This window comes from Vibrio sp. V03_P4A6T147 (assembly GCF_002241085.1).
Classification (GTDB): Bacteria; Pseudomonadota; Gammaproteobacteria; order Enterobacterales; family Vibrionaceae; genus Vibrio; species Vibrio anguillarum.
This window is the reverse complement of the sequence record NZ_NDIO01000259.1, coordinates 1-7,977: the sequence shown is the minus strand read 5'-3', so window position 1 is coordinate 7,977 and position 7,977 is coordinate 1. Positions and strand designations below refer to the sequence as shown.

The 7,977-nt window shown below is 46.4% G+C and carries 7 protein-coding genes and 1 pseudogene; 3 read left to right on the top strand and 5 right to left on the bottom strand.

Annotated elements, in window-relative coordinates; genetic code table 11:
• Positions 1 to 114, top strand: a pseudogene (gene ispH, locus B9J84_RS16145) (4-hydroxy-3-methylbut-2-enyl diphosphate reductase); the annotation flags it as partial.
• Positions 115 to 209: 95 nt separating this feature from the next.
• Here ispH and B9J84_RS10365 read toward each other — a convergent pair.
• Positions 210 to 1,694, bottom strand: a complete 1,485-nt coding sequence (locus tag B9J84_RS10365; RefSeq protein WP_017043277.1) for a carbon starvation protein A — start codon at positions 1,692 to 1,694, stop codon at positions 210 to 212.
• Positions 1,695 to 1,937: 243 nt separating this feature from the next.
• Between B9J84_RS10365 and B9J84_RS10360 the strand changes: the two genes are divergently transcribed.
• Positions 1,938 to 2,279, top strand: a complete 342-nt coding sequence (locus B9J84_RS10360) for a DUF2799 domain-containing protein (protein ID WP_026027448.1) — start codon at positions 1,938 to 1,940, stop codon at positions 2,277 to 2,279.
• A 30-nt stretch (positions 2,280 to 2,309) separates the two neighbouring features.
• On the opposite strand, the gene murQ is transcribed toward B9J84_RS10360, so the two are convergent.
• Complete coding sequence (gene murQ, locus B9J84_RS10355; RefSeq protein ID WP_094124072.1) at positions 2,310 to 3,227, bottom strand: N-acetylmuramic acid 6-phosphate etherase; 918 nt, start codon at positions 3,225 to 3,227, stop codon at positions 2,310 to 2,312.
• Positions 3,228 to 3,242: 15 nt separating this feature from the next.
• Positions 3,243 to 4,355 carry an anhydro-N-acetylmuramic acid kinase gene (locus tag B9J84_RS10350; protein WP_026028077.1) on the bottom strand — a complete coding sequence of 371 codons (1,113 nt, stop codon included), beginning with the start codon at positions 4,353 to 4,355 and terminating at the stop codon, positions 3,243 to 3,245.
• Between the two features lie 98 nt (positions 4,356 to 4,453).
• Here B9J84_RS10350 and nagZ point away from each other — a divergent pair, with 98 nt between their 5' ends.
• Complete coding sequence (gene nagZ, locus B9J84_RS10345; RefSeq protein WP_094124071.1) at positions 4,454 to 5,440, top strand: beta-N-acetylhexosaminidase; 987 nt, start codon at positions 4,454 to 4,456, stop codon at positions 5,438 to 5,440.
• A 54-nt stretch (positions 5,441 to 5,494) separates the two neighbouring features.
• On the opposite strand, the gene btsR is transcribed toward nagZ, so the two are convergent.
• On the bottom strand, positions 5,495 to 6,211 hold the full coding sequence (gene btsR / locus B9J84_RS10340) for a two-component system response regulator BtsR (RefSeq protein ID WP_017046291.1): 717 nt from the start codon (positions 6,209 to 6,211) through the stop codon (positions 5,495 to 5,497).
• 9 nt (positions 6,212 to 6,220) lie between these two features.
• A complete protein-coding gene (locus B9J84_RS10335) occupies positions 6,221 to 7,900 on the bottom strand; it encodes a sensor histidine kinase (RefSeq protein ID WP_094124070.1) in 1,680 nt (559 codons plus the stop codon).
• Positions 7,901 to 7,977 lie beyond the last annotated feature (77 nt).

Here is a 7,977-nt window from a genome sequence, read left to right as displayed (position 1 = left end):
ATCCTAGATCGAATTAAAGAGCTTGGTGCTCAATCGGTTGAAGAAGTGCTTGGACGAGAAGAGAACATGTTTTTTGAAGTGCCCAAAGAGCTGCAAATCAAGCAAATCGACTAATCAATAAAAAGTATTTGAATTAGACGTACCAATAAAAGAAGAAGGGCTTCCAAATGGAAGCCCTTTTCTATAACCCAAGCGAAGCGCCATTCACACTATGCAGTTTCTGTGACTGCTTTCGGTTTTTCTTCATCGGTAAGTTCGATGTCGCCTTTACCTTTGGAGATTCTAATTACATATATGGTTACGGACAGTGAGAACAAAATACCGGCAATGGTTGATGCTTGCATCGGTAAGCCAAAGCCTAATGCACTGTTATTAAGAATGAAGGTGGCACAAACCGTGGTCATAAACATCGCGGGGATAGTCGCAATCCAATGCAGTTTGTTATGGCGTAGTAAATAGGCGGAAGCGGTCCAAAGCATCATTACTGCTGTGGTTTGGTTGGCAAAACCGAAGTAGCGCCAAATAATACCGAAATCCACTTGAGTGAGAATGGCACCCAAAACAAACAGCGGCAGTGCCATGAACAAGCGATTACGCAGCGTTTTTTGTTCCATATTGAAATATTCAGCTAAGATCAAACGACTAGAGCGAAATGCAGTGTCGCCTGAGGTGATGGGTAGGATAACCACACCCAAGAAGGCGATGATGCCGCCAAATACGCCCAATAAGCCAAAGGATGCGCTGTACACAACGTTACCCGGGCCGCCGTTTTTCACTGCTTCTGATAAACCTTCCAATGAGCCAAAGAAAGAGAGTGCAATCGCACACCAGATAAGTGCGATAATGCCTTCACCAATCATGGCACCGTAAAACACGAAGCGGCCATTTTTTTCATTTTCCATACAGCGAGCCATCAATGGCGATTGAGTTGCATGGAAACCAGAGATAGCACCGCAAGCAATCGTGATAAAGAGCGCTGGCCAAAGTGGTAGGTCGTTCGGGTTCATGTTGCTGAACATGTCGCTCATTTCAAAACCGCCCATCACAGTGTGTTCACTGGAAAGTGCAATCGCGGTCATTAAGCCAACCGACATAAAGATCAACAATGCGCCGAACAGTGGGTAGAAACGGCCGATGATTTTATCGACAGGAACGATGGTGGCGAGAATGTAGTAAGCGAAAATAATCACCACCATTGAGGTCATGCTCACCGTTAGACTCGTTTGCTCGTTAATCAGATTGGTGATCATCCCTGCAGGCGCTGAAACGAAAACAACCCCTACAAGCAGTAGCAGTACAATGGCAAAAATGTTCATAAAATGTTTGGCGCCATTGCCTAGGTAACGGCCAGTAATGGTAGGCACTGAAGCGCCGCCATTGCGTACCGACAACATGCCTGAAAAGTAGTCATGCACCGCACCTGCAAAAATACAGCCGACGACAATCCACAACATTGCTGCAGGACCATAGAGTGCACCCATGATTGGGCCGAAAATTGGGCCTACGCCAGCAATATTAAGCAATTGTACCAAGTAGACTTTTTTGGTCGACATAGGAACATAGTCCACGCCATCACTCATGGTGTGGGCCGGTGTTTTACGGTTCTCGTTAATACCAAATACTTTTTCTACAAAAGCGCCGTAGATAAAGTATCCGGCCAGTAGGGCTGCGACACAGGTAAGAAACCACATCATAGCAATTGTCCTTTATGAATGAATTAAGCTCACTGTGGATAATAAAGGGCTCTGTGACGAGAAACATCTGCTTTTCCAGTGAGCGGCACTATAGCCAGTTAAGTGGCTATTTCACACAATAAGTGGTTTAGGGCTCGTCTCATCATCTGGATCAATAATGCTTTGCTGCTGGGAGGCAATGAGTGGCATCTTACAAGCAATCTGCTAGGCTAATTGAATGAAAATAAGAACTTAAGGACAACAATGAAAAAATTAAGTGTATTGTGCGCTGCTATATTGATGGTTGGGTGTGCGGCCTCTGATGCTGAATTAGCACAAAATGGAGATTGGCAACAAATTGGTTATCAAGATGGAGTCACAGGTCATACTCAGCGCAGCTATAAAAAGCTTTCTGAGCTCGGTTCGGTGCAACAAGCCGATTACGAAGCGGGATACGTTAAAGGGCTAAGCGAGTATTGTAACCCCAATTTCGCCTATCAAATTGGATTGTCAGGACTATATTATGAAGGTGCGTGCGAAGGAACCGAGCAAGCACAGCGCTTTCGCATGGAATGGCAGCGGGGTTGGAATGAGTTTTCTAACTGATTTTTTGATTGAGAGCCGCTAGCGGCTCTCTTATTCGCTTTCCATTGCCCGGCGAAGAAAACCATCAGACTCAGTCAATTTATCCATAGCTTCTGCATAACTTAACCCCGTCAAGTGCATCAATATCGCTACTTTTACATTGTTGTTGCTTTGGGCTAATAAGTATTCAGCCTCAGCGCGTTCACAGTCGGTTGCTTGCATCACAATTCGCACTGCTCTGGCGATGAGCTTTCGGTTAGTGGCCTTAACATCTACCATTAAATTTTGGTAACTCTTACCAAGACGGATCATGCTAGCGGTGGTGAGCATGTTGAGTACCAGCTTCTGCGCTGTACCGGATTTTAAGCGCGTTGAACCGGTCAGAGCTTCTGGCCCAACGACAGGGCTAATGGCTATTTGCGCCAATTCTGCAATCGGGGAATCCGGGTTACATGACAGGGCAATGGTTGTCGCGCCCAAATCATTAGCATACTCCAAGGCACCGATGACATAAGGTGTGCGCCCACTAGCGGCAATGCCAACAACCACATCTTGATCCGTAAAATGAATACTTTTGAGATCTTGAATGCCGAGTTCTGCGCAATCTTCCGCCCCTTCTTTAGCACTGAACATGGCCTCTTTCCCGCCGGCAATCAAACCAATCACCATCTGATCGTTAACCCCAAATGTTGGAGGGCACTCAGACGCATCAAGAACGCCTAATCGGCCACTGGTTCCTGCACCGATATAGATTAATCGACCACCATGTTTGAAGGCATAGGTAATTCGATCCACGGCTAAGGCGATCTCCGGAAGGACTTGTTCGACGGCCAGCGGAACGTGTTTATCTTGTTGATTGAGCCGTTCTACAATTTCTTGTGCTGATAGTAGGTCAATATCCATTGTGTCAGGGTTGCGACCTTCGGAAATAAGGTGAGAAAGCGCAGAGAGCAGCGCGTCATTAGTCATACCATTCCTTACTTATTAATGAGTAAAATAGACCACACCCAACGAAGCGAGAGCGCTTGCTCCGGTTACTTCTGGTAGATTGCTGGGTAAATTATGCAGACGACGTTGAGCAAGCCAAGCAAAAGCCATCGCTTCCATGTAGTCACTATCCACCCCTTTATCGCTGGTGGGCATGATGCGCCAGTGTGCTAAATGGGCCTGCAAACGTTCAACCAATAGCGGGTTACGGGCACCGCCCCCACACAGCAGCAATTCCGGCGCTGGCCCACATTGGTAGTGTGCGACTTGCGTGGCGATGGTGAGTGCTGTGTATTCACAGAGTGTACGTTGCACATCTTCTGCTGCTAACGAAAACTCAGCCAATATCTGCTGAAGCCAAGGGAGATTAAACAGCTCGCGACCCGTACTTTTCGGTGCATTCAACGCAAGGTACGGTTCTTGATTGAGACGTTCGAGTAGTGGTTGGTGTACCTTTCCCGATCTCGCCCACATGCCATTATCATCAAACTTATGGCCTGTCTGTTCAAAGCACCACGCATCCATCAACATATTGCCCGGGCCCGTATCGTAGCCTAATACTTTTTGCTGCGGCCGCAGTACCGAAATATTAGCGATGCCGCCAATATTGAGTACTACAACGCTCGAATCGGTTGATTTGAAAATGGTGTCGTGAAATGCAGGGACTAATGGAGCTCCTTGGCCGCCGAGCGCCATATCTTTGCGCCGAAAATCAGCCACCGTGTCGATGCCAGTTTTGCTGCTGATGATATTGGCATCACCGAGTTGCATCGTAAAAGGCGTATTGCCGTTGGGTTGATGAAAAACCGTTTGGCCATGGCAGCCAATCGCGCGAATATCGCACGCTTGATAGCCTGATTGAGCCAGTAAAGCGATGACTGCATCAGCAAACAGATGGCCGAGCAAGTGGTCTAACTCGCCAATCTCTTGCACATTGGTTGATTGCCCAATACAGACATTCAGCAAACGCTGTTTGAGATCTTCTGGCATTGGGAAATCAGCGTGAGCCAATAAACGAATTTGGTTGCCATCCATTTCGACCAGCGCTGTATCGACACCATCCATGCTGGTGCCAGACATCACACCAATGTAGCGTTCAATGCTCTTCATTCGCTTCTCCTTCAACTCGAAAACAAAATCATTGTAATAGAAATTCAAAGCGAATAACCTCGTTAAATTAACTGTTTAAGTAAATTTTTGGAGTGAGCATGGGACCGTTGTGGCTAGATGTGGCAGGCTGTGAATTGAGCGCTGAAGACAAAGAGATTCTTGAGCATCCCACTGTCGGCGGGGTCATTCTTTTTGCGCGTAATTATCACGATAACGCGCAGTTGCTTGCGCTTAATAAAGCGATTCGCCATGCAGCAAAACGTCCGATTTTAATTGGTGTCGATCAAGAAGGTGGGCGAGTACAGCGTTTTCGTGATGGGTTTTCGCTGATCCCCGCCGCGCAGCAGTATGCCAATCAGAATAATGGTGAAGCATTAGCTCGCCAAGGTGGCTGGCTGATGGCGGCGGAGTTGATTGCTCATGATATTGATCTCAGCTTTGCTCCTGTATTGGATAAAGGTCATGCGTGTAAAGCGATTGGTAATCGTGCTTTTGGCGATGATGTACAGAGCATCATTCGCCACAGTTCAGCCTATATGCAAGGCATGAAAGAGGCTGGCATGGCAACAACAGGTAAACACTTTCCCGGTCACGGCGGGGTAATCGCTGACTCGCATCTTGAGACGCCCTATGATGAGCGCAGCACGGTGATGGAAGAGGACATGGCGATATTCAAAGCGCAGATTGAAGCTGGAGTGCTCGATGCCATGATGCCTGCACATGTGATTTATCCTCACTATGATGATCAACCTGCCAGCGGTTCTGCGTTTTGGTTGAAGCAAGTACTTCGCCAGCAGTTAGGGTTCAAAGGGCTAGTCTTTTCTGATGATTTAACAATGGAAGGGGCATCTGTCATGGGCGGTCCTGCCGAGCGCGCGCATCAATCACTAGCCGCTGGATGTGACATGATTTTAGTGTGCAATCAACGCGCAGCTCAAATTGAAGTGTTGGATAATTTGCCGATTTTGGATGTGCCAGCGGCTGAGTCTCTACTCAAACATCGTGCTTTTAATCTTCCTCAACTGCAAAGTACTGAACAGTGGAAGCAAGCTTCAGAATCGATGAAACGACTGCTTGGTGAGTAAAAAAATGGCGCTGTGCGTGAAAGCTTCAGCGCCGTTATTTTCTATTCGTTGCGGTTAGTGAAAACCCAGAACTTCTTTTAAATTTTTTAGATAACGTCGGCTGACGGGCACTTTGTGATCACTCAGGGTGATGATTTCCGCCAGCCCATTGTCCAATAATTTGATCTCTTTAATCGCCCTAGTATTGATTAAATACTGGCGGTGACAACGAACCAGTGGCGTTCTTTCTTCCAAAATTTTGAGCGTTAATTGGCTGGTGGCTCGTTGTAAATGGGTTTGCACATGAACACCACTGATGTCGCTCAAAGCAAACTCGACATCTTTGGTGGCAATGATCACAATTCTATTTAATCCAATGCAGGGAACTTGATCTAACCCTGCTGGTGATAAAATCGAAAAATCCTGCTTTTTGTGCCCTTGGCGAACTAAACGTTGCAGCGTTTTCTTTAAGCGCTCAGGGTCAACTGGCTTGAGTAGATAATCAAACGCATTTTCCTCAAACGCTTGCAGCGCATACTGATCATAAGCGGTGACAAACACCACATTGGGCATCGTATCTGGGTCAAGCATCCCTAGCAGCTCAATGCCAGTAACTTGTGGCATTTGGATGTCGAGAAACACCACGTCTGGCTTTAGCTGATTGATTTTTTTTAACCCTTCGATCGCATTACTGGCGTGACCAATCACATCAACATCGCCCGTCTCTTCTAGTAGCTCAGTCAGTTCTTCCCGAGCGAGCAGTTCGTCATCAATAACCAGTGCCGATAGCATGTTATTCCCTTAGTTAAATCCTTGATGAGGAATGAGAAAGCTCATTCGTGTGTATTGATTAGCCAATACTTCCGTTTTTAGTGCGGCTTGTTCGCCAAATTTATTAGTTAAGCGTTTATTGACAATTTGCATGCCTAAACCATCGTAATCTTCATTCGGAGCTTGGTAACTGCCCGCATTATCTTCCACTACAATTTTGTATCCTTCCGTTTGCACTTGGCTGTAGATTCGTACCCGCCCGCCTTCTAACAAGTTAGAGGTGCCGTGCTTTATCGCATTTTCTACCAGTGGCTGTAGAGTAAAACTGGGTACATTGCGCTCAAGCAGTAATGCCTCATCGATGGCGATATCCACTTCAAGGCGATCGGCAAAACGCGCTTGTTCTATGGTTAAGTAGGCTTTGACATGTGCTAATTCTTCTTTAAGAGTCACTGTCTCAATATTTTGTTTGAGGTTACTACGAAAGAAGTGCGAAAGATGCTGGATAAGTTCTCGCGCTTTGTCGGGATCACGGCGGGTGATGGCACTAATGGTATTGAGCGCATTAAACAGAAAGTGAGGGTTGACTTGAGCATGCAGCAGTTTGATCTCGGCACGGGAAAGCAGTATCTGCTTTTGTTGGTATTCGCCGTACAGAATTTGGCTCGACAGTAATTGTGCAATCCCTTCCGCCATTGACATGTTAATGGTTGAAAAAAGTTTACGCTTCGGCTCGTACAGCTTTATGGTTCCAATTACGCGATCACCTGCTCGAAGTGGAATAATCAACGCTGAACCGAGTTTGCAGTTTTTAGAGAGTGAGCATTGATAAGGGGAATCTTTTCCGTCGAGGTAAATAATGCGGTTTTTGGTGATCGCATCGAGTGTACTTTGTGAAGAGATGGGCGTATTGGGTTTGTGGTGGTCATCACCGATACCGATAAACGCGAGTATTTTTTCTCTATCGGTGATGGATACCGCGCCAACATTGGTCATTTCGTAAACAATTCGAGCGACTTTACCTGCATTGTGTGGATTAAAACCGTTGGCCAAAATGCCAACTGAACGCTCAGCAATATTCAGTGCGCGACGAGAAAAGGTGGCGGAATACTCTTCAAAAATGGTTTTTCTGTCTTGTAAAATGCTCATGAATAGCGCCGCGCCGACTGAGTTAGCGATGATCATGGGCGCGGCGATGGTCGAGACTAAGGCGTATGCATCAACAAACGGTTTAGCGACTAACAAAATTACCAACATTTGCACTATTTCAGCAAACAGTGTTACGGCAAAAACAATACTGGGGCTAAACAGGAGTCGCCCTTTGCCCTTTCTCAGTAAATAGGTGTGCAGCAATCCACCAATCAACCCTTCTGCAGTGGTTGAAATGGCGCATGCCACATCGGTAAAACCGCCTAAAGTGTAGCGATGCATACCGCCAGTAAATCCAACCGCAAACCCCACAATAGGGCCACCAAATAACCCACCCATGACGGCACCTATCGCCCGCGTATTGGCAATCGCATCGTTGATCTGCAAACCAAAATAGGTGCCCATGATGCAAAAGAGGGAAAACAAAACATAGGTACTGATTTTGTGGCTAATTCGACTGGAAATGTTAAGCAGCGGCAAGAAAATGGGTGTTTTGCTCAACATATAAGCGAGAACGAGGTAAACACACATCTGTTGCAGTAAGGAAAGAATTAAATCCATGTCAAAAACCCGTTGGTTTGGTGATCCCCTTTTCACTTGAAGCTACAGTGGTATTGGCTTTGTTCATTTTCCTAAGC

Coding starts and splice junctions, on each gene's coding strand:
- B9J84_RS10365 (WP_017043277.1), bottom strand. CDS start 1,694: ATGATGTGGTTTCTTACCTGTGTCGCAGCCCTACTGGCCGGATACTTT.
- B9J84_RS10360 (WP_026027448.1), top strand. CDS start 1,938: ATGAAAAAATTAAGTGTATTGTGCGCTGCTATATTGATGGTTGGGTGT.
- murQ (WP_094124072.1), bottom strand. CDS start 3,227: ATGACTAATGACGCGCTGCTCTCTGCGCTTTCTCACCTTATTTCCGAA.
- B9J84_RS10350 (WP_026028077.1), bottom strand. CDS start 4,355: ATGAAGAGCATTGAACGCTACATTGGTGTGATGTCTGGCACCAGCATG.
- nagZ (WP_094124071.1), top strand. CDS start 4,454: ATGGGACCGTTGTGGCTAGATGTGGCAGGCTGTGAATTGAGCGCTGAA.
- btsR (WP_017046291.1), bottom strand. CDS start 6,211: ATGCTATCGGCACTGGTTATTGATGACGAACTGCTCGCTCGGGAAGAA.
- B9J84_RS10335 (WP_094124070.1), bottom strand. CDS start 7,900: ATGGATTTAATTCTTTCCTTACTGCAACAGATGTGTGTTTACCTCGTT.